The sequence below is a fragment of the Azospirillum picis genome, from assembly GCF_017876115.1.
Lineage (GTDB): Bacteria > Pseudomonadota > Alphaproteobacteria > Azospirillales > Azospirillaceae > Azospirillum > Azospirillum picis.
Map to the genome: position 1 here is coordinate 473,191 of NZ_JAGINO010000002.1, position 19,864 is coordinate 493,054.

Annotated in this window: 19 protein-coding genes; 9 read left to right on the plus strand and 10 right to left on the minus strand. The window is 69.0% G+C overall.

Features of this window, described 5'->3' with window-relative positions; genetic code table 11:
- Positions 1-33 precede the first annotated feature (33 nt).
- The gene (htpX, locus tag J2850_RS04660; RefSeq protein WP_209979216.1) at positions 34-1,068 is read right to left on the minus strand and encodes a zinc metalloprotease HtpX; all 1,035 of its coding nucleotides are present in this window, start codon (positions 1,066-1,068) and stop codon (positions 34-36) included.
- A 118-nt stretch (positions 1,069-1,186) separates the two neighbouring features.
- Here htpX and J2850_RS04665 point away from each other — a divergent pair, with 118 nt between their 5' ends.
- Positions 1,187-1,387 carry a DUF1674 domain-containing protein gene (locus J2850_RS04665; protein ID WP_209979218.1) on the plus strand — a complete coding sequence of 67 codons (201 nt, stop codon included), beginning with the start codon at positions 1,187-1,189 and terminating at the stop codon, positions 1,385-1,387.
- 81 nt (positions 1,388-1,468) lie between these two features.
- On the opposite strand, the gene J2850_RS04670 is transcribed toward J2850_RS04665, so the two are convergent.
- The 5 genes from J2850_RS04670 to J2850_RS04690 form a co-directional block, all read right to left on the minus strand.
- Positions 1,469-2,536 carry a sn-glycerol-3-phosphate import ATP-binding protein UgpC gene (locus J2850_RS04670; RefSeq protein WP_209979220.1) on the minus strand — a complete coding sequence of 356 codons (1,068 nt, stop codon included), beginning with the start codon at positions 2,534-2,536 and terminating at the stop codon, positions 1,469-1,471.
- Between the two features lie 25 nt (positions 2,537-2,561).
- A complete protein-coding gene (gene ugpE, locus J2850_RS04675; protein WP_209979222.1) occupies positions 2,562-3,410 on the minus strand; it encodes a sn-glycerol-3-phosphate ABC transporter permease UgpE in 849 nt (282 codons plus the stop codon).
- Positions 3,407-4,291, minus strand: a complete 885-nt coding sequence (gene ugpA / locus J2850_RS04680; RefSeq protein ID WP_209979224.1) for a sn-glycerol-3-phosphate ABC transporter permease UgpA — start codon at positions 4,289-4,291, stop codon at positions 3,407-3,409. The genes ugpE and ugpA overlap by 4 nt, the downstream gene beginning before the upstream one ends.
- Before the next feature lie 159 nt (positions 4,292-4,450).
- Positions 4,451-5,803 carry a sn-glycerol-3-phosphate ABC transporter substrate-binding protein UgpB gene (gene ugpB / locus J2850_RS04685; RefSeq protein ID WP_209979226.1) on the minus strand — a complete coding sequence of 451 codons (1,353 nt, stop codon included), beginning with the start codon at positions 5,801-5,803 and terminating at the stop codon, positions 4,451-4,453.
- 276 nt (positions 5,804-6,079) lie between these two features.
- Positions 6,080-7,177: a sensor histidine kinase gene (locus J2850_RS04690; protein ID WP_209979228.1), complete on the minus strand. Its 1,098-nt coding sequence runs from the start codon at positions 7,175-7,177 to the stop codon at positions 6,080-6,082.
- Between the two features lie 229 nt (positions 7,178-7,406).
- Here J2850_RS04690 and J2850_RS04695 point away from each other — a divergent pair, with 229 nt between their 5' ends.
- The gene (locus J2850_RS04695) at positions 7,407-8,171 is read left to right on the plus strand and encodes a M48 family metallopeptidase (protein ID WP_209979230.1); all 765 of its coding nucleotides are present in this window, start codon (positions 7,407-7,409) and stop codon (positions 8,169-8,171) included.
- Positions 8,172-8,193: 22 nt separating this feature from the next.
- On the opposite strand, the gene J2850_RS32025 is transcribed toward J2850_RS04695, so the two are convergent.
- Positions 8,194-11,448 (minus strand): bifunctional diguanylate cyclase/phosphodiesterase, encoded by a 3,255-nt coding sequence (locus J2850_RS32025; protein ID WP_209979233.1) that lies wholly within the window; start codon positions 11,446-11,448, stop codon positions 8,194-8,196.
- A 280-nt stretch (positions 11,449-11,728) separates the two neighbouring features.
- On the opposite strand from J2850_RS32025, the gene purB reads away from it, so the two are divergent.
- The 3 genes from purB (at position 11,729) to grxD (ending at position 13,854) form a co-directional block, all read left to right on the plus strand.
- The gene (gene purB, locus J2850_RS04705) at positions 11,729-13,024 is read left to right on the plus strand and encodes an adenylosuccinate lyase (protein WP_209979235.1); all 1,296 of its coding nucleotides are present in this window, start codon (positions 11,729-11,731) and stop codon (positions 13,022-13,024) included.
- A gap of 147 nt (positions 13,025-13,171) precedes the next feature.
- Complete coding sequence (locus J2850_RS04710; RefSeq protein ID WP_209979237.1) at positions 13,172-13,411, plus strand: BolA family protein; 240 nt, start codon at positions 13,172-13,174, stop codon at positions 13,409-13,411.
- 101 nt (positions 13,412-13,512) lie between these two features.
- Positions 13,513-13,854 (plus strand): Grx4 family monothiol glutaredoxin, encoded by a 342-nt coding sequence (gene grxD, locus J2850_RS04715; RefSeq protein WP_209979239.1) that lies wholly within the window; start codon positions 13,513-13,515, stop codon positions 13,852-13,854.
- Positions 13,855-13,975: 121 nt separating this feature from the next.
- Here the strand turns inward: grxD and J2850_RS04720 are convergent, their stop codons facing one another.
- Complete coding sequence (locus J2850_RS04720) at positions 13,976-14,308, minus strand: NHLP leader peptide family RiPP precursor (RefSeq protein ID WP_209979241.1); 333 nt, start codon at positions 14,306-14,308, stop codon at positions 13,976-13,978.
- A gap of 159 nt (positions 14,309-14,467) precedes the next feature.
- Here J2850_RS04720 and J2850_RS04725 point away from each other — a divergent pair, with 159 nt between their 5' ends.
- Positions 14,468-15,418, plus strand: coding sequence for a GNAT family N-acetyltransferase (locus tag J2850_RS04725; RefSeq protein ID WP_209979243.1), 951 nt, complete (start codon positions 14,468-14,470; stop codon positions 15,416-15,418).
- Positions 15,419-15,519: 101 nt separating this feature from the next.
- The gene (gene rarD, locus J2850_RS04730) at positions 15,520-16,479 is read left to right on the plus strand and encodes an EamA family transporter RarD (protein ID WP_209979245.1); all 960 of its coding nucleotides are present in this window, start codon (positions 15,520-15,522) and stop codon (positions 16,477-16,479) included.
- 7 nt (positions 16,480-16,486) lie between these two features.
- Here the strand turns inward: rarD and J2850_RS04735 are convergent, their stop codons facing one another.
- Positions 16,487-17,188: a TetR/AcrR family transcriptional regulator gene (locus J2850_RS04735; RefSeq protein ID WP_246512799.1), complete on the minus strand. Its 702-nt coding sequence runs from the start codon at positions 17,186-17,188 to the stop codon at positions 16,487-16,489.
- A gap of 144 nt (positions 17,189-17,332) precedes the next feature.
- Here J2850_RS04735 and J2850_RS04740 point away from each other — a divergent pair, with 144 nt between their 5' ends.
- Positions 17,333-18,472 carry an alkene reductase gene (locus tag J2850_RS04740; RefSeq protein ID WP_209979247.1) on the plus strand — a complete coding sequence of 380 codons (1,140 nt, stop codon included), beginning with the start codon at positions 17,333-17,335 and terminating at the stop codon, positions 18,470-18,472.
- 139 nt (positions 18,473-18,611) lie between these two features.
- Here J2850_RS04740 and J2850_RS04745 read toward each other — a convergent pair whose 3' ends face one another.
- Positions 18,612-19,127, minus strand: coding sequence for a hypothetical protein (locus J2850_RS04745; protein ID WP_209979249.1), 516 nt, complete (start codon positions 19,125-19,127; stop codon positions 18,612-18,614).
- Between the two features lie 302 nt (positions 19,128-19,429).
- On the opposite strand from J2850_RS04745, the gene J2850_RS04750 reads away from it, so the two are divergent.
- Entirely contained in the window at positions 19,430-19,822 is a 393-nt protein-coding gene (locus tag J2850_RS04750; RefSeq protein WP_209979251.1) for a HesB/IscA family protein, read from the plus strand.
- Positions 19,823-19,864: the final 42 nt, after the last annotated feature.

Consider the following 19,864-nt stretch of genomic DNA (forward strand, 5'->3'; position numbering starts at 1 on the left):
CAGTAGGCCCTTACCGTCCGGCCGCCATTGGGGTTATCCCCAGGGGCCGCGGCGGTTCTGCGGCATGAAGCCACCGCCCTGCCCGCTCCGGTCACCCTGCGGCGGCGCTCCCCAGGGCGACCGCCCGTCGCGCGGCGGGGCGAAACCGCCATTCTCGGAGCCGCCGCCGAAACCGCCGCCGAAACCGTCGCGGAACCCGCCGCCGAAACTGGCCCCCATCGTCCGCAGGCGGGCCACCCGCTCGCCCATGTCGGGATGGGTGGAGAAGAGGCTGGCCATGCTGGCGCCGCTCAGCGGGTTGGCGATGAAGAGGTGGGCGGTCGCCGGATGCGCCTCGGCCTGATGGTTGGGGATGTGGTTGGCGGCGTTGTGGATGTTGGTCAGCGCATCGGCAAGCCAGTTGGGGCGGCCGCAGATCTCGGCGCCGATGCGGTCGGCCTCGAACTCGCGGGTGCGGCTGATCGCCATCTGCACCAGGGTGGCGGCGATGGGCGCCAGGATGGCGGCCAGGACGGCCCCGACCATGCCCAGCGGGTTGCCACCGCGCTCGTCGCTGCTGGAGGCCCCGAAGAACAGGCCGAAATTGGCGAGCATCGACACCGCGCCGGCGATGGTGGCGGTGATCGTCATGATCAGCGTGTCGTGGTTCTTCACGTGGGCCAGCTCATGCGCCATCACGCCGGCGATCTCCTCCGGGCTCAGGCGCCGCAGCAGGCCGGTGGTGGCGGCCACCGCGGCGTTCTCAGGATTGCGGCCGGTGGCGAAGGCGTTGGGCTGGTCGTTCTCGATGATGTAGACGCGCGGCATCGGCAGGCCGGCGCGCTCGGCCAGCCGGGCGACGATGCCGTGGAACTCCGGCGCCGAGTAGGCGTCGACCTCGCGGGCGCCGTACATCGACAGCACCATGTCGCCGGAGTTCCAGTAGCTGAACAGGTTCATGCCCAGCGCCATGACGAAGGCGATGATCAGGCCGGTCTTGCCGCCCAGCAGGAAGCCGACCGCCATGAAGATGGCCGTCAGGCCGGCAAGGAGGATCGTGGTCTTCAGATAGCTGGTCATGATCGCCATATCGGTTCAGGATGGGCCGGCGGGGAGAAGACCGCCTCACCCGAAATATGGGTCCGCGGCGCGCCCGCCTTCAAGATGCTCCCCGGATCCGCTCCCGCATGGGACGCCCGCAGTTGCGATGGACAGCATGACCGAACCGAAGATGCCCGAGCAGACCACCGCCGAGCCGGTGGCCGAGACGACCACCGCCGGAGCAACCGCCGAAACCGGCGAGGCGAAGGGACCGGAGCAGAAGCCCGGCGAGATCGGCGGACCGAAGGGACCGGAACCGACCCGCTACGGCGACTGGGAGTTCAAGGGACGCTGCTCGGACTTCTGAGCGCGCGGCTCCATGCCCAGGCCCCCTCCCCCACTTCGTGGGAGAGGGGGCAAGTGCTGGTTCGGAAGGGCGAGGGCAGCATCATCCCTCCAGCCGGCGGCCGGTCACGGCATCGAACAGGTGCAGGGCGTCGGCCGGCGGCGACACCGTCAGGCGGTCGCCGCTGCGGCAGCTCGGCAGGCCGGCCATGCGGACCAGCAGCGCCTCGCCGCCGGGCAGCCGGCCATAGACCACGGTGTCGGCGCCGAGCGCCTCGACCAGTTCCACCTCGATGACGAAGCCGGCGTCCGCCACCGCCAGGTGCTCCGGCCGGATGCCCAGCTTCACCGGCCGGCCGGCTTCGGTCGGGCGCGGCTGCGGCAGGGGAAGGCTCTGGCCGCCCGGCAGCAGCACCGCCCCGCCCCGGTCGTCGATGCGGCCGTCCAGCACGTTCATCGGCGGCGAGCCGATGAAGCCGGCGACGAACAGGCTGGCCGGCCGCTGGTAGACCTCCAACGGCGTGCCGATCTGCTCGGCGACGCCGTGGTTCATCACCAGGATGCGGTCCGCCAGCGTCATCGCCTCCACCTGGTCGTGGGTGACGTAGAGGCTGGTGATGCCCAGGCGGTCCTGCAGGCGCTTGATCTCCACCCGCATCTGGGTGCGCAGCTTGGCGTCCAGGTTCGACAGCGGCTCGTCGAACAGGAAGGCGGCGGGCTCGCGCACGATGGCGCGGCCCATGGCGACGCGCTGGCGCTGGCCGCCGGAGAGCTGGCTCGGCCGGCGGTCGAGGAAGCGGCCGAGTTCGAGGATTTCCGCCGCCCTGTCGACGCGCGCCCGGATTTCCGCCTTCGGAATCCCGCGGATCTTGAGGCCGTAGGCCATGTTGTCGAAGACCGTCATGTGCGGATAGAGCGCGTAGTTCTGGAACACCATCGCGATGTCGCGGTCCTTGGGGTCCAGATGGTTGACGACGCGCCCGCCGATGGCGATCTCGCCGCCGGTGATGCCCTCCAGCCCGGCGACCATGCGCAGGAGCGTGGACTTGCCGCAGCCCGACGGGCCGAGCAGGACCAGGAACTCGCCGTCCTGGATCGCGATGTCGATGCCCTTGATCGCTTCGACCGGGCCATAGGACTTGCGGACGTTGCGGATTTCAACGGTTGCCATTGTTCTTCTTTCCCTTCGCCCGCGCTTACTTTTCGCTGTCCACAAGACCCTTGACGAACCAGCGCTGCATGAACACCACCACCGCCACCGGCGGAAGCATCGCCAGCACCGTGGTCGCCATGATGATGTGCCAGTCGTTGGCCGACTCGCCGGTGCCGATCATCTTGGTGATGCCGGTCACGATGGTTTCCATGTCGCCGCTGCTGGTGACCAGAAGCGGCCAGAGATACTGGTTCCAGCCATAGATGAAGAGGATCACGAACAGCGCCGCGATGTTGGTGCGCGACAGCGGCAGCACCACGTCGACGAAGAAGCGCACCGGCCCGGCGCCGTCGATCTTCGCCGCCTCCAGCAGTTCGTCAGGGATGGTCAGGAAGAACTGGCGGAACAGCAGGGTCGCGGTGGCCGACGCGATCAGCGGGATGGCCAGCCCGGCATAGGTGTTGATCAGGCCGAGGTCGGCGACGACCTTGTAGGTCGGGATGATGCGCACCTCCACCGGCAGCATCAGCGTGATGAAGATCAGCCAGAAGAAGGCCATGCGCAGCGGGAAGCGGAAGAAGGCCACCGCATAGGCCGACAGGATGGAGATGGCGATCTTGCCCAGCGCGATGGACAGCGCCATCACCAGGCTGTTCAGCATCATGGTGCGGACGGGCGTGTACATGGCCCGGTCGCCGGCCTCGCCCGCCCAGGCCTGGGCATAGTTGGCCGCCCCCTGCCCGCCCGGCCACAGCGGCAGCCCGCCGCGGCCGATGGTGCCGGAATCCCAGGTGGAGCCGATCAGCGTCACGTAGATCGGATAGGCGAAGATCAGCACGCCGACGATCAGGACGATGTGCGGCACCAGATCGATGAAACGGGTCGGCTTCATGCGTAATGGACCTTGCGCTCGACGAAGCGGAACTGCACCGCGGTCAGCGCGATGACGATCACCATCAGGATCACCGACTGGGCCGACGACCCGCCGAGGTCGTTGTTGACCACGCCGTCCTGATAGACGCGGAAGATCAGCGTTTCCGTCGCCTTGCCCGGCCCGCCCTGCGTCAGGGCGTGGATGGTGCCGAAGGTCTCGAAGAAGGCGTAGACCATGTCGACCACCAGCAGGAAGAAGGTGGTCGGCGACAGCAGCGGGAAGGTGATGGTCCAGAACCGCCGGACGGGTCCGGCGCCGTCGATGCTGGCCGCCTCCATCACCGAGCGCGGGATCGCCTGCAGGCCGGCCAGGAAGAAGATGAAGTTGTAGGACACCTGCTTCCAACTGGCGGCCATGATGACCATCACCAGCGCCTGGCCGCCGTTCAGCCGGTAGTCCCAGTCATAGCCGAGCGCTCGCAGCGCCCGGCCGAAGGAGCCGATGTCGGGATTGAAGATGAACATCCACAGCACCGCGGCGACGGCCGGGGCCAGCGCGTAGGGCCAGATCAGCAGCGTCTTGTAGGCCCGCGCGCCCTTGATCTTCGAATCGGCCAGCACCGCCAGCAGCAGCGCCACCCCCATCGCCAGCACGGTCACCGCCACGCTGAAGACGATGGTCACCTTCAGCGTGTCGAGATAGTTCGGGTCGCTCAGCACATGGGTGAAGTTCTCGAACCAGACGAATTCGCTGCGGATGCCGAAGGCGTCCTGCAGGTGCACCGACTGCCAGATCGCCTGGGCCGCCGGCCAGATGAAGAACACCAGCGTCACCGCCACCTGCGGCGCCAGCAGCAGGTAGGGCAACAGCCGGTTGTCGAAGGTGACGCGACGCTGCAAAGGATGGTCTTTCGTCGGTTGTGCGTGGCGTAAGGGGGAAGCATGGGGCGGATTGAACAAGAAGCCACGGCGTCGCTTGTCGAGAAGAGCCACGCCGCGCATCTCCCTCACCCTAACCCTCTCCCCGGGGGGAGAGGGGATACAGGCGTGGTTCGGGAATCAGCCCTTGTTGGCGCGCTCGAAGTTGCGCAGCACGGTGTTGCCGCGCTTGATCGAAGCGTCCAGTGCCTGCTTGGCGTCCTGCTGGCCCTGGAAGGCCTTCTCAAGCTCTTCCTGGATGATGTTGCGGATCTCCGGCAGGTTGCCCAGGCGCAGGCCCATGCTGTTCTCGGTGGTCGGCGTGCGGGTGAGCTGGGCCGCCGGCACGTCGGCGCCCGGGTTCTTCTCGTAGTAGCCCTGCGCCTTGGCGATCTCGATGCCCTTCAGCGTCACCGGGACATAGCCGGTGTCCATGTGCCACTTGGCGTCGACCTCGGGCTTGGCCAGGTAGGTGAAGAACTGCGACACCGCCTTGTATTCGGCCGGGGTCCGCTTGGGCGAGGTCATGACCCAGAAGGCCGCACCGCCGATGATGCCGTTCTTCGGATCGTTGTTGGCGAATTCCGGCCAGTAGGGCAGCGGCGCGGCCCCCCAGGCGAAGGTCGCCTCCTTGATGATGCGGCTGCGCAGCGAGGACGACCCCTGGATCATCGCGCATTCGCCCGACGGGAACAGGGCGTCCGGCTTGTTGTCGCGGCCGCCGTACTTGAACAGCCCCTCCTTCTGCATGTCGATCAGCGCCTGGACATGCTTGACGTAGAGCGGCGCGTCGATCTTCAGCTCGGCGTTCAGCCCGCCATAGCCGTTGGCCTGGCTGGCGAAGGGGGTGTTGTGGATGGCGCCCAACTGTTCGAGCTGCACCCAGGTCGGCCAGGAGGTGGTGAAGGGGCAGCTCGACCCCGAGGCCTTGAGCTTCTTGGCCGCGTCGACCAGTTCCGGCCAGGTCGCCGGCGGCTTGGCCGGGTCGAGGCCGGCCTTCTGGAAGGCGTCCTTGTTGTAGAACATGATGGCGGTGGAGCTGTTGAACGGCAGCGCCATCATCTTCCCGTCCTTGGACGAGTAGTAGCCCTTCACCGCGGGGATGTAGGCGTTGGCGTCGAAGGACGCGCCCGTCTCCTCCATCAACTGGTAGACCGGCTTCACCGCCGGGCCGGCGGCCATCATGGTGGCGGTCCCGACCTCGAACATCTGCACGATGTGCGGCGCGTTGCCGGCACGGAAGGCGGCGATCGCCGCCTGCATCGTCTCCGGATAGCTGCCCTTGTAGGAGGCGTTGACCTGGACCGCCTGCTGGCCGTCGTTGAAGTCCTTGACGATCTGCTCCAACTGCCCGCCCAGCGGCTGCGGCAGGCCGTGCCAGAACTCGACGACCGTCTTCTGCTGCGCCAGTGCCGCGCCCGGCAGGGCGGCGAGCAGCAGCGCGGACGTGGTGGCGGCGCCCGTGAGGAGAGCGAACTTGCGGCGGGTCAACATCTGGTGGGTCTCCCTATCCCGGTATGGTGCGCGGTTGTCATGAGGGCAACGGGTTGCCGTCCCGCGATGCTTTCGTGAAGTTTTGATGGCACGCGCCCGCGTCGTTGCGCGAAGCCGTGTGAAAATCATGCGAAGGCTTATGAAAGGCTTGTCGTCCAGATGGTCGCTTTCGAAACTGTTCGGTTGCTCTAACCGTCACACTGTGCGCGCCCGCCGGCCTCTGTCAAGCGCGGTTCCGAACATTTGCGCACAGGAGGCGGGCGGCGGCGCGCCGCCTCAGCGGCCGGCCAGCGGCAGGTCGACGGCGAAGACCGATCCCTTGCCGGGCCTGGAGCGGACGGTCACCGGATGGTCCAGCAGCCGCGACAGCCGGCGCACGATCCCGAGCCCGAGGCCCAGCCCCTGCTTGCGGTCGCGCCCCGGGTTGCCGAGCTGGTGGAAGTCCTCGAAGATGGCCGCATGCTGCGACGGGTCGATGCCGATCCCGGTGTCCCACACCTCGATGCGCAGGCCGCCGCCATGCCGCCGGGCGGCGAGCAGGACGCCGCCCGTGCTGGTGTAGCGCAGGGCGTTGGCCAGGAGCGGCCGGAGCAGCCGCTCCATCAGCACCGGGTCGCTGGCGACCTCGGCGTCGAGCGGGTGGACGTTGAAGCGCAGCCCCTTGGCCTCCGCCTCGCCCCCGAACTCCTCCAGCATCTTGGCCAGCAGCTCGTCGACCGGGAACGGCTGCGGCTTGGCGGCGACCAGCCCGGCCTCCAGCGACGACACGTCGAGAAGCGCGCGCAGCAGGGTTTCGCCGCCGGTGATCGCCTGCGAGAGCTGCCCGGCAAGGTCCTGGCTGGTGGTGTCGGTCAGACGGCCGGCCAGCAGGTGGTGGAACAGGTGCATGGCCTGGAACGGCTGGCGCAGGGCATGGCTGGCCGCCGACAGGAAACGACCCATGGACGTGCGTGCACGCTCGGCCTCGGCGCGGGCCTCGGCCGCCTCCTCACGCGCCAGCGCCGCCCCGCCCGCCTCGGCGATCAGCGCCACGGCCCCGGCCATGCCGCGCGCCGCGGCCACCACCACCGCCCCGTCATGGCCCGGCAGCAGCAGCCCGGCGGCCCCCGCCTCCATGACGGCCGGGGCGCCCGTCGCCGACACCCGGTCCCGCAGCCCATCGATGACACGGCAGAGGTCCTGAGGCAGCCCGAGCGCCTGCAGCGTCCGTCCCTCCACCGCGCTGCGCGGCAGGCCGGCGGCGGCGGCGAAGGCGTCGTTGACACCAAGCAACCGCCCGTCGGCACCAAGAAGCGCCTGCGGGACGGGGCTGGCGGACAGCAAGGCGTCCATCCAATCCTCGCGCGTCGGCGTATGACTTTCGGTAGAAAGCATGGGCGGTTTCTCTGAAAGATGTCGAGGAGACGTCCCGGATGCCGGCCGGCAGCCGCTGTGTTGCCTCCAAGTTATCTTGCGGACCTATCGATCGTGTCAAATGTTACATCCTGCCGCCTTCCGGCCGCGTCATGGCCGAAGGATGCCCCAGAGGATGCCGCTACGGATGCCCCTGCGGATGCCGCTGAGGACGCTTTTGCATCGGGCGCCGGCCACGCTATAAGACGCCATGGTGCAGCGCCGCCCCTCCCTTCCACGCCGCCGCAAGCGGACCGCCGCCCGGCCGCCCCAGCCGCCACGGGCGCTGGAGATCACCGGCTTGCCGATGCCGCTGGAACTGCGGGAGAGCGCCCGCGCCACCCGCATGACCCTGCGCGTCGATGCCGGCCGCGGCCTCGTGCAGGTGGTGGTGCCGGTCGGCGTGTCGGAATCAGACGCCCGCCAGTTCATCGGCCGCCATGACGGCTGGCTGCGGGCACGGCTGGCGGCGATGCCGCCGTCCCTGCCCTTCGCCGACGGCGCCCTCCTGCCCTATCTGGGCGTCGAGCACCTCATCCGGCACGATGCCGCCCTGCGCGGCCCGACCCGCATCGAGGACGGTGCGCTGCTGGTCGGCGGCCAGCCCGAGCATCTGGCCCGGCGCGTGCGCGACTTCCTGGTGGCGGAGGCGAGGCGCGAACTGTCGGAGCGGGCACGCGCGAAGGCGGCCGCCATCGGCGCCCGCGTCGCCGCCGTCACGGTGCGCGATACCAGGAGCCGCTGGGGAAGCTGCTCGTCCACCGGCCGCCTCTCCTTCTCCTGGCGGCTGATCCTGACGCCGGAGGCGGTGCTCGACTATGTGGTCGGCCACGAGGTGGCGCATCTGCGCGAGATGAACCACTCGCCGCGCTTCTGGGCGCTGTGCGCCAGCCTGACGGCGGGGATGAACCCGGACGTCGACCGGCCGCGGGCCTGGCTGAAGGCCAACGGGGCGCGGCTGCTGCGTTACGGCTGAAAGACCGCAGCCGGGGCGCGGCCTACTCCACCGTTTCCGCCACCCGGTCGGCGGGCGCCGCCGCGCCGCCGCGCAGGAAGGCAAGGAAGTCGTCATAGGGCATCGGGCGGCCCAGCAGGTAGCCCTGGCACTGGTCGCAGCCGAGTTCGACGAGGCAGCGGTACTGCTCCTCCGTCTCCACGCCCTCGGCCAGCGTGTCCATGTGCAGCGACCGGGCCATGCCGATGACCGCCTTGGCGATGGCGCCGCTGTCGGGATTGTCGGCCCGCAGCTCGCTGACGAACCGGCGGTCGATCTTCAGCTTGTCGACGCGGAAGCGCTTCAGGTAGGCCAGCGACGAATAGCCGGTGCCGAAATCGTCGATCGCCAGCGACACGCCCATCCCGCGCAGGTGCGAGAAGGTATCCGCCACCACGTCCGACTCGTCCATCAGCACGCTCTCCGTCACCTCCAGCTCCAGCGCCGCGGGAGGAATGCCGTAGGAGGACAGCCAGCCGGCCACCCGTTCGGCCAGGCCTGGACGGCGCACCTGCACCGCCGAAAGGTTGACGGCGATCAGCAGGTCGCGGTGGCGCAGCAGCTCCGCCGCCCGGCGGCAGGCCTCGCCCAGCACCCAGTCGCCGAGCGGCAGGATCAGCCCGGTGTCCTCGGCGACCGGAATGAACTGTCCGGGCATGATCAGCGTGCCGTCGGGCTGGCGCCAGCGCACCAGCGCCTCCGCCCCGATCAGGCGGCGGCCGTCGAGCGAGAATTGCGGCTGGAAATGCAGCTCCAGCTCGTCGTTGCCCAGCGCCCGGCGCAGGTTGTTCTCGATCCACAGGCGGTCCGAGGCGCGGCGGTTCAGCTCCGGCGTGAAGAAGCGGCAGGTGGCGCGGCCGGCCTCCTTGGCAGCGTACATCGCCATGTCGGCGTTCTTCAGCAGCTCGTCGATCCCCGCCCCGTCGTCGGGATGGATGGCGATGCCGATCGAGGGCGTCACCTGCAGCTCGTGCCCGTCGATGGTGCAGGGCTCCGACAGGGCGCGCAGCACCTTGCCCGCCACCACGCCGGCGGCGTCCGGCCCGTCGATGTCGTTGATGAGGACGACGAACTCGTCGCCGCCCTGGCGGCTGACCGTGTCGCTCGCCCGCACGGTGGCGAGCAGCCTGGAGGCCACCTCGCGCAACAGCCCGTCGCCCACCCCGTGGCCCAGGCTGTCGTTGATCGTCTTGAAGCGGTCGAGGTCGATGAAGAGCAGGCCCACCCGGGTGCCGCGCCGGCCGGCGGCCAGGATCGCCCGTTCCAGCCGGTCGCGCAGGAGGAAGCGGTTGGGCAGGTCGGTCAGGAAGTCGTACTGCGCCAGATGGCGGATTCGCTCCTCCTGGGCGCGGTTCTCGGTGATGTCGCTGAAGGCCGCGATGTAGTTGGCGATCGCCCCGTCCTCGTTGCGCACCAGCTTGACGCTCAGCCATTGCGGAAACGGCTCTCCGGACTTGCGCGTGCTCCAGACCTCGCCGATCCACTGCCCGTGGGCGAGGAGCTGCATCCACAGCTCCTCGTAGAAGCCGGGCGGGTTGCGGTCGGACTGGAGGAATTCCGGTCCCCGCCCCAGCGCCTCCAGGCGATCATAGCCGGTGATGCGGGTGAAGGCGTCGTTGACGGCGACGATCTGCCGCCGCTCGTTGGCCACGAACATCCCTTCGGCGGCATTGTCGAACACCTTGGCGGACAGCCGGAGCTGCCACTCCGCGTGCTTGCGCTCCGTGATGTCGCGGGCGATCGCCGAGTAATAGACGTCCCCCTCGTAGGTGATGCGGCTGGCGGTGATCTCCAGCTCCAGCCGGCGTCCGTCGGGCGTGCGGTAGATGGTCTCGTAATGGTCGGCGGCCTCCTCGCCCCCGGCGGCGAACCGCTCCAGCAGGTCGGCCTGGGCCATCACCAGATCCTCGAGCGTGCCGCCGAGCGCCCGGCAGCCGAACGGGTTGACGTAGGCGATCCGGAGCCGAGCGTCGGCCAGCACGACGATCTCGGAGACATGGTCGATGAAGAAGTTGGCGAGGTAGAGCTGGCGCGCGCGTTCGCGCAGCATGCTGTCGCTGCGCCGCATCCGGAGCTGGTAGCCGCCGACGATGCGCCGGAGCCAGCCGGTGACCAGCCAGGACATCCCGACCGACGCCGCCAGCGCCATGGCCAGCACGGCCACCGTGGTCCAGACGCGCTGGTCGACGCCGCGGGCCAGTTCGGCGCGGCGCTCCTCCATCTCCTTGCCGAGGTCGTCGATGTAGAAGCCGGCCACCAGGATCCAGCCCCACACCGTCGGGGCCGAGACATAGGCCATCTTGGGCGCCGGCCGTCCGGTGACGGGGTGGACCCAGTCGTAGCGCACCTCGCCGCCGCCCTGGCGCCCCACCTCGAGGAAGCGCGTCAGCAGGTCGCGTTCGGTCTTCCACTGCAGCGTGCCGACATTCATCCCCTCCGCGGCGGGGGCGGTGGGCGACAGCAGCACCTGGCCGTCCTGGCGCAGCACCCCGATGTAGCCGGTTTCGCCGAAACGGAAAGCCCGCAGCCGGTCGAGCGACTCCCGCTGCAGCCTCGTCTCCACCGCCGCCAGGGAATCGCTGGCGCCGATCAGCCAGTCGTAGGGATCGAAGCGGCGGACGAAGGCCAGCTTCTCCACCATCTGCAAGGGGTCGTCCGGCATGCGCCAGCGATAGCGGGCGAAGCCGCGCTGGGTCGGCCCCTGGGCCGCGCGCAGCAGCGCGCTCACCACGGCGTAGCCCTGCGGATTGTGCGGATAGGGCGACCGTCCCTCCACCGACGGGTCGATCGGCATCAGGACCGAATCCGAGTTCAGGTTCTGGATGAAGTAGTAGCCGCGCCCGGCGGCGAAGCGCAGAGGCCGCAGCGTCTCCTTGATTGCCTGCTGGACCGACGCCTCGGGGAGGATGTCCTTTCCGCGCTGGTAGATGCCGTAGGCGATCCCATAGGCGTCGTCCACGCGTTCGCGAAGCTGCTCCTTCAGAAGCGGTTCCGCCCGCGCCCGCATGTAGGCGAGGTAGGACTTGGCATTCTCGACCTCCTGCACCAGGGCCTGATGCTGCTCGTGCAGATAGCGGGCCTCCGATTGCCGCAGGTCCCGTTCGAAGTCCGACCAGTGCTGCCAGACGAAGTAGAAGCCGAGACCGAGGACGAGCGCCGACACCAGCGCCATCGACGCCAGCAACTGCAGGCGGTAGAACCGGGCCTCGTCGGACGAGCGCGAGGGCGCACGGACAATCTCGGCGACGGGGTCGGACAAGAAGACTGCCTCCTGATGCAGGCGCGTCCGGGCTGCATACGGCGCACTGCAAACGCGCCGCTGGATGCCCGCCGCGCTTCGATTACCGGAAATGATATACACCTGTGCGGGATTTTTATGACGAAATTTTCGCCAAAGGAGAGTCTCCCTGCCCTGCGCCGGGCACGGCCGGCCTATGCGAGGCTTTAAAACGCGCCGCCGCGCCGCTATGGTCGCGCGCGCGTGCCGGCCCCCGCAGCCGTCCCCCGATTCCCGCGCCCGCATCCTCCGGAGAGTGCCGATGATCCCCCGCTATACCCGCCCCGAAATGGCCCGCATCTGGGAGCCGGAAAACCGCTTCCGCATCTGGTTCGAAATCGAGGCGCACGCCTGCGATGCGCAGGCCGATCTGGGCGTCATCCCCAAGGAGGCCGCCAAGGCGGTGTGGGAGCGCGGCAAGTGGGAGATCGACCGGATCGACGAGATCGAGCGCGAGACCCGGCACGACGTCATCGCCTTCCTGACCAACCTCGCCGAGCATGTCGGTCCGGAAGCCCGCTTCGTCCACCAGGGCATGACGTCGAGCGACGTCCTGGACACCTGCCTGGCCGTCCAGCTCACCCAGGCCGCCGACCTGCTGCTGGCCGACCTCGACGCCCTGCTGGCCGCGCTGAAACGCCGCGCCTACGAGCACAGGAACACCGTCACCATCGGCCGCAGCCACGGCATCCACGCCGAGCCGACGACCTTCGGCCTGAAGCTGGCCGGCCATTACGCAGCCTTCGCCCGCAACCGCGAGCGCTTGGTCGAGGCGCGCAGGGACATCGCCACCTGCGCCATCTCCGGCGCCGTCGGCACCTTCGCCAACATCGACCCGCGGGTCGAGGAGCACGTCGCCGCCAAGCTCGGCCTGTCGGTGGAGCCGGTGTCGACCCAGGTGATCCCGCGCGACCGCCATGCCTTCTTCTTCTCCGTGCTGGGCGTGATCGCGTCGAGCGTCGAGAACCTGGCGACGGAAATCCGCCACCTGCAGCGCACCGAGGTGCGTGAGGCCGAGGAGTATTTCCATCCCGGCCAGAAGGGCTCGTCGGCGATGCCGCACAAGCGCAACCCGGTGCTGTCGGAAAACCTGACCGGGCTCGCCCGCATCGTCCGCTCCGCCGTGGTCCCGGCGCTGGAGAACGTCGCCCTCTGGCACGAGCGCGACATCTCCCACAGCTCCGTCGAGCGCATGATCGGCCCCGACGCCACCGTCACGCTGGACTTCGCGCTGGCGCGCCTGACCGGCATGATGGAGAAGCTGGTGGTCTATCCCGAGCGCATGCAGAAGAACCTGGACGACCTCGGCGGGCTGGTCTTCTCCCAGCGTGTGCTGCTGGCGCTGACCCAGGCCGGCATGAGCCGCGAGGACAGCTACAAGGCGGTGCAGCGCAATGCCATGCAGGTGTGGGAAAAGGGCGGCAACTACCTGGACCTGCTGTCGAGCGACCCCGACATCTCCAAGCACATCGACCGCGACACGCTGGCGCCGATGTTCGACATGACCTACCACACCAAGCATGTCGACACCGTGTTCAAGCGCGTCTTCGGCGAGTGACGCCCTGAGCGGGCCGGGCCGTCACGGCGTCTTCCGCAGGTCGGCAAATACCTGGCGGTGGATGACAAACGGCCCGGCCACACCTACTCTATCTCGATAAGCGTGTGCCCGGGCGGGGCAATCCTGAACAGAGCGAGGACTGGACCCATGGCGATGGAAGCCGCCACGATCGAAAAGCTCATCAAGGAGGGCATCCCGGACGCGGTCGTGGAGATCGCGGACCTGAGGGGCGACGGCGACCACTATGCCGCGCTCGTCACCTCCGCCACCTTCAAGGGCAAGAGCCGGGTGCAGCAGCACCAGATGGTCTACGCCGCCCTTCAGGGCAGGATGGGCGGGGAGCTGCACGCCCTGGCGCTGACCACCGCGGTGCCGGAAGGCGCCTGAGTCAGGATGCCGGAAGGCGCCTGAACACACGTCGCAATGGACATCGTCGTAATAGACAGGGCACCGGCACTGCCGGGCCGAATCGGAAGGGTCATCGAGTCATGGTCGATCAGAACGTCGTCGAGCGCATCGAGCAGGACCTCAAGAGCAACGATGTCGTGCTCTACATGAAGGGAACCCCGGTGTTCCCGCAGTGCGGCTTCTCCGCCGCCGTCGTCCAGGTGCTGAGCCATGTCGGCGTCAAGTTCAAGGGCGTCAACATCCTGGAGGATCCGGGCCTCCGCCAGGGCCTGAAGGAATACTCGAACTGGCCGACTTTCCCGCAGCTCTACGTCAAGGGCGAGCTGGTCGGCGGCTGCGACATCGTCCGCGAGATGTACGAATCGGGCGAGCTGCAGACCCTGATGGCGGACAAGGGCGTCGCCACCGGCGCCGCCGCCTGACCCCGATCCGGCACCTCATGGCCCCGCCTTCGGGGGCCGGAACGGAAAAGCCCCGCTTCGGCGGGGCTTTTTGCTTGGCATGCCGGCCATCCCGCATCCGGTTCGGCGGGGCCGGCGGCCTTCACTTCCTCTGCTTCGGCGGCGCGTCGTTGGGTCCGTAGAGGATGAAGGCGGAAAAGCTGGTGCCGCCCGAGGCGAGATCCAGGAGGTCGTCCGGCAGTTCGCTCTGGTCGGCGGCCGGCAGCACCAGGGTCATCTCGCCTGGCTGCTCCTCGACCACCTTGATCGAGATGCCGGGAACCGGATCGGTCCCGAACAGCGTCTTCAGGGCCGCATGCGGGTCCTTCACCAGCAGGGCGCGAAACGCCGTGTCGGCCTGCGCACGATCCACCAGGGCGGCTTCGGCCTGACGGCGGAGTTGCAGCAGCGGATCGACATCAGCCTGGGAAGTCATGAGCCACCTTTCCACAATTGTTTAAAGATTGAAACCGGTCCTATGCTCCCGTCGGCAAGCATGGACGCGGCCGTAAACCCGCTATATACCGGCAATCGACGAACCGACAAGCTGAAATGGCATTGCGCCATCAGGCACAGCATTGTGACGGACGCAGCGATGAAGCCGACATCTTCACAACCCGAGGTCATACGGCCGGCGTCGACCGGGGACGCGGCATCGCTGGCGCCGTTGACCTGGGCTTCCTACCGGTCGTTGCTGTCGCTGGCCGACCCGGAGGAACGGCGGCTCTGCCGCCCGTGCGCCGTCGCCGCCTGGGACGGCGACCGCCCTGTCGGGCTCGCCCTGTCCGCGGTGACGCCCGGACGGCCGCTGGAAGAGGGGGAGCAGACGCTGCTGTCGCTGGTCGTCGCCCGCCCCTGGCGCCGGCGGGGCTTGGCGCTGCGGCTGCTGGCGGCGCTGGAGGACGCCCTGCCCGCCCTCGGCGTGGCCCGGCTGGGGGCCAGCTACTCCAGCCGGCTGCCGGCCGCCGCGGCCTTCGCCGCCACCCTGCGCGCCGCCGGCTGGCCCGAGCCGGAAGCGACCCGCCTTCGCATCTGCGGCGCCGTCCGCGACACCGTGGCGGTGTTCCGCAACCGCGACTCGCTGCTGGCGCGCCTGCAGGCGGACGGTTTCCGGCTGTGGTCCTGGCGCCAACGCGGGGTCGAGGCGGAGGCGCTGGCCCGGACGCTGATCGATCGCGGCGAAGCCCCAGCCTGGGCGCAGCCGCAGCATTGGAGCGGCACGCTGGACCCCGACCTGTCGCTGGTGATCGGCGGCGCGGACGGGATGGTCGCCGGCTGGGCGCTGTGCGTCCACCAGCCGGCACTGGCGCGGTGGTTCTTCCCCGTCGGCTGGGTCCGCCCGCCCTACGACCGACGCGGCTGGCTGATGGGCACCTATGCCGCGGGAGCCGAACGGGTGGCGGAGCGGCACGGCGGCGACGCGGTCGCGGTGATCGAGACCGCCAGCGAACAGGCCGGCATGTGGCGGCTGTTCGAACGCCGCTTCCAGCCGCACGCCCATTGGACCGACCGGATGATGGCGAGCGCCCGGCGACTCAACCTTTAGCAGCCCCGAGCGGAACGCCTCTCCAGCATGCCGCGCGCGCAGGCCGGCCATGCCCGGCGCCCGGCTGCCTGCATGTCCGAACAATGTGCTAAACGGATGGTATGGTTGAAACCCTGCCCGCCGCCAAGGCCCCGAACACCAAAGCCGCGGCCTTCATCGCGGCGCTGTCCTCCTATCTGGTTTGGGGACTGCTGAACCCGATCTTCTTCAAGGCGCTGCACGGCATCGGACCGCTGGAGATCGTCGCCCACCGGGTGCTCTGGACCGTGGTGCTGGTCGGCGGCGCCGTATTGGCCACCCGCGGCGGTGGGGCCATCGTCGCGGCCGTGGGAAGCTGGCGCCGCCTCGGCGTGCTGCTGGTCACCACCCTGCTGATCACCATCAACTGGACGGTGTTCATCTGGGCGGTGGTCAACAGCCGGCTGGTCGAGGCGAGCATCGGCTATTTCATGAACCCGCTGGTCAATGTGCTGCTGGGCGTGCTGTTCCTGAACGAACGGCTCAGCCGCGGCCAGATGCTGGCGGTCGCCATCGCCACCGCCGGCGTCGGCATCCAGGTCGCCAGCTACGGCACGATCCCCTGGGTGGCGCTGTCGCTGGCCTTGTCGTTCGGCTTCTACGCGGCTGTGCGCAAGAAGGCGGCGATCGATCCGGTGATCGGGCTGCTGGTGGAAACCGCCCTGCTGCTGCCGGCCGCGCTCGGCTACCTGCTGTGGCTGGGCGACGGCGGCGCCTTCGGGCATGGCTGGGCCGACAGCGTCCTGCTGGCGCTGTCCGGGCCGGTCACCGCGGTGCCGCTGGTGCTGTTCATGTTCGGGGCCGCGAACCTGACGCTGACCACCGTCGGGCTGCTGCAGTATGTCAGCCCGACCGGCCAGTTGCTGCTGGGCGTGCTGGTCTTCGGCGAAGCCTTCACCCGCACCCACGCCGTCACCTTCGCCTGCATCTGGGCGGCGCTGGCGGTCTTCACCGTCGACGCCATCCGCAACCGCCGCGCCTCGACCCGCAGGGTCCGGGAAGCGACCACGGCACCGGCAGCCACGGCGCCGGCGGCGGACTGAGCGGGCGTCACGCCCGCGGCGTCAGCCCATGGGCGATGGTGTGGGCCAGCGTCCGGACCATGGCGCAGATGCCGGCGTCGTCGCGGCCGAACACCACCTGGTCGAGGAACCCGAGCCCGAAGCTGAGCGTCGCGATGCCGGCCGCCACGTTGGCGAGGTCGGCGTCGGCCGCTATGGCCCCGCGGTCACGGAACCCCTCCAGCCGCTTCAGCAGGCAGGGGGTGCGGCTTTGCGACAGGGTGCGCGCCATCTCGTCGGCGATCGCCTGGTCGACCAGGGCGCGGGCCAGCACCACGCGGGTGAAGTCGCGGCATTTCCAGCTATGCTTGAGCTGGGCGTGCAGGAAGCGGGCGAGGTCGGTTTCCAGGTCCTCGTCCGGCGGCGGCAGGTCGCAGCCGCCGGACTCCTCGCGCCAATAGCGCTCGACCACCGCCAGCAGCAGCCCGCTCTTGCCCGAGAAGTAGCGCTGGATCAGTTGTTCGTTGACCCCGGCGCGGCCGGCGATGTCGCGCGTCGTCGCGGCGTCGAAACCGCGCTCGGCGAACACGATCTTGGCGGCGTCGAGCAGCGCGTTCTCGGTCGCAGCGCGGTCGCGCCTGCGCCCTCCGCCCTCGCAGCCGCCCTCCGGCGAACAGCAGCCTTCGGCATCGCCGTTCGCGTCCACCTTCCCGTCCAAGTTCCCGTCCAACCCGGTCCCTTTCCGATCCATACCGCGCCTGCTCCTCGCCGACAGTCCGGCGGGCACGCGCCCGATGATAAGTATGTAGATACATACTTGACAAGCGGCACGCTCTGATTCAAGTATGTACCCGCATACATACAAGCAGACTTTCCCGGACAGGGGCGTTCCGACATGCCGCAAAGCACCCACATCGAGAGCACCGACACGCACGCCACTCCGAACCTGTTCACGCCGCTCCGCCTCGGCGCCATCGAGCTGCCCAACCGCATCGTCATGGCGCCGATGACGCGCAGCCGTGCCGGCGACGGCAATTGCCCGACGGCGCTGACCGCCGAATATTATGCGCAGCGCGCCTCCGCCGGCCTGATCATCACCGAGGCGACGCAGGTCTGCGACAGCGCCCAGGGCTATCCGCACACCCCGGGCATCCATACCGACGCCCAGACGCTGGCATGGCGTTCGGTGGCCGAAGCCGTGCACGACGCCGGCGGCCGCATCGTCGCGCAGCTCTGGCATGTCGGCCGCATCTCCCATCCCTGCTTCCAGCCGAACGGCGCCGCTCCTGTGGCGCCCTCCGCCATCGCGGCGGCCGGCACGCTGTTCACCGGCGCCGGCATGGAGCCCTTTCCGCTGCCCCGCGCGCTGGAGACCGACGAGATCCCGGGGCTGGTCCGCCACTTCGCCGATGCGGCCAAGCGTGCGGTCTTCGACGCCGGCCTCGACGGCATCGAGATCCACGCGGCGAACGGCTACCTGATCGACCAGTTCCTGCGCGACCGCACCAACAGGCGCACCGACCGCTACGGCGGCAGCGTGGAAAACCGTTGCCGTTTCCTGCTGGAGATCCTGGAGGCGACGGCCCATGCGGTCGGCGCCGACCGCATCGGCGTGCGCCTGTCGCCGACCGGCGTGTTCAACGACATGGGCGACAGCGACCCGCTGCCGCATTTCCTGTCGGTCGCCCAGGCGCTCAATCCCTTCAGCCTTGCCTACCTGCACGTGATCGAGGGGCGGCCGGGACACCACATGGCCCCGCCGGAGGGGGCGCCGCACGTCGCCGAGGCGTTGCGGGCGGCGTTCAAGGGGCCGTTCATCCTGAACGGCGGCTACGGCCGGGCCGATGCCGACGCCGCGCTGGCCAGCGGCCAGGCCGACGCCGTTAGCTTCGGCGAGGCGTTCATCTCCAACCCCGACCTGCCGCAGCGCTTCCGCACCGCCGCGCCGCTGGCCGAGCCGGACCGCGCCACCTATTACGGCGGCGCCGCCAAGGGCTACACCGACTATCCGGCGCTGGAGACCGTGGCGGCCTGACCGGCCCCGCCCCCTCCATCGCCGCATCTCCATCGGCGCGAGAGCGCGTCGTGTGGGCGTCGTGAGACGCACATCCCCCCTGCCCCCGACCGGGTCCGCCCGGCCGGGGGTCTTTTTGCGTCCGCGGAGGACGCGAGACCTACCCGGCCGCCGTCCCGGCCTCGCCGTCCAACCCGCGGGCCAGCGCCGCGATGGTGCCGTAGCCGACCTGGTCGGCCGGGTCGATCTCCGCCATCCTGGCGAGGATCCCGAGGGCCTTCTCGCGGTTGTGGCGGCGCAGTTCGATGAAGGCCAGCGCCTTCATGGTGAACAGGAAGAAGCGCGCCGGCCCGGCCGCCGACCAGTCGGTGGTCGTCGCGGTCAGTTGCGACCAGTCGGCGGAAAAGCCGCCCTGGAGCGCTGCCGCGTCCAGCCCGATGCGGGCGACCCTCTCGGCCTCCACCAGCTTCTTCCGGTTGAAGTAGAACTTGTAGAGCGCATAGAAGACCGGCAGCACCCGCGGCCCCTGGCGATGGGCCTCCCACAGCAGGGCCTCGCAGGCCTCCGGAAGGTCGCGGGCCTTCACCGCCTCCCGCAGCAACTCGTCGATGTGTTCGGGCACGTCGCCGAAGGCCATGCGGCCGTTCGACATCCTGAGCTCGATCGGCTGGTCCATCTCGCCTCACCTTTCCGCTGACAGGGTCAACCATCCGACGCACCCGCGAGGCCAGATGGTAAGCGCGGACAGGGGCGGAAAGACCACAATCCTTTTGTGCGGCGAAGTGTCGCGGCTGTCGCAAAGGCGACACGCGAAAAACCCGACAAAACCATTCGCACAAGAAACTTTGTCAGGATTGCGCCAGCGCACCCTCGCTCCAACCCATTGATTTCGGTGCATATATTGTCTTGGCACACTGCTTGCTGATGGTATCGCCAGTTCGGCCGGCACACCGGCAACGCGCTTTGAGGAGGCGGGACATGGTGACACTGACGGATGCGGCGGTTTCCACCCTGGAACGGGTCCTGGCGAAGTCCGGCGGCACGGCGGCCGGCCTGCGGATCGCGGTGACCGACGGCGGCTGCGCCGGCCTGAAGTACCAGATGGGGCTGGAGGCGGCGGCGGCCGACGACGACGCGGTGCTCAGCTTCGGTCCGGTGACCATCTTCGTCGATGCCAGCAGCCAGCCTTTCCTGAGCGGCGTGGTGGTCGATTTCGTCGAGGGGATCGAGGGTTCGGGCTTCAAGTTCGACAACCCGAATGCGACCAACAGTTGCGGTTGCGGCAAGTCCTTCTCCGCCGGCGGCGAGGGCGGATCCTGCTCCACCGCCTCGTCGGGTTGCGGCACGTCGGCCCCCCATTCGACGCATTGACCGCCCCGCCCCGGCCACTCCACCCCAAACGGCTCTTCCCCT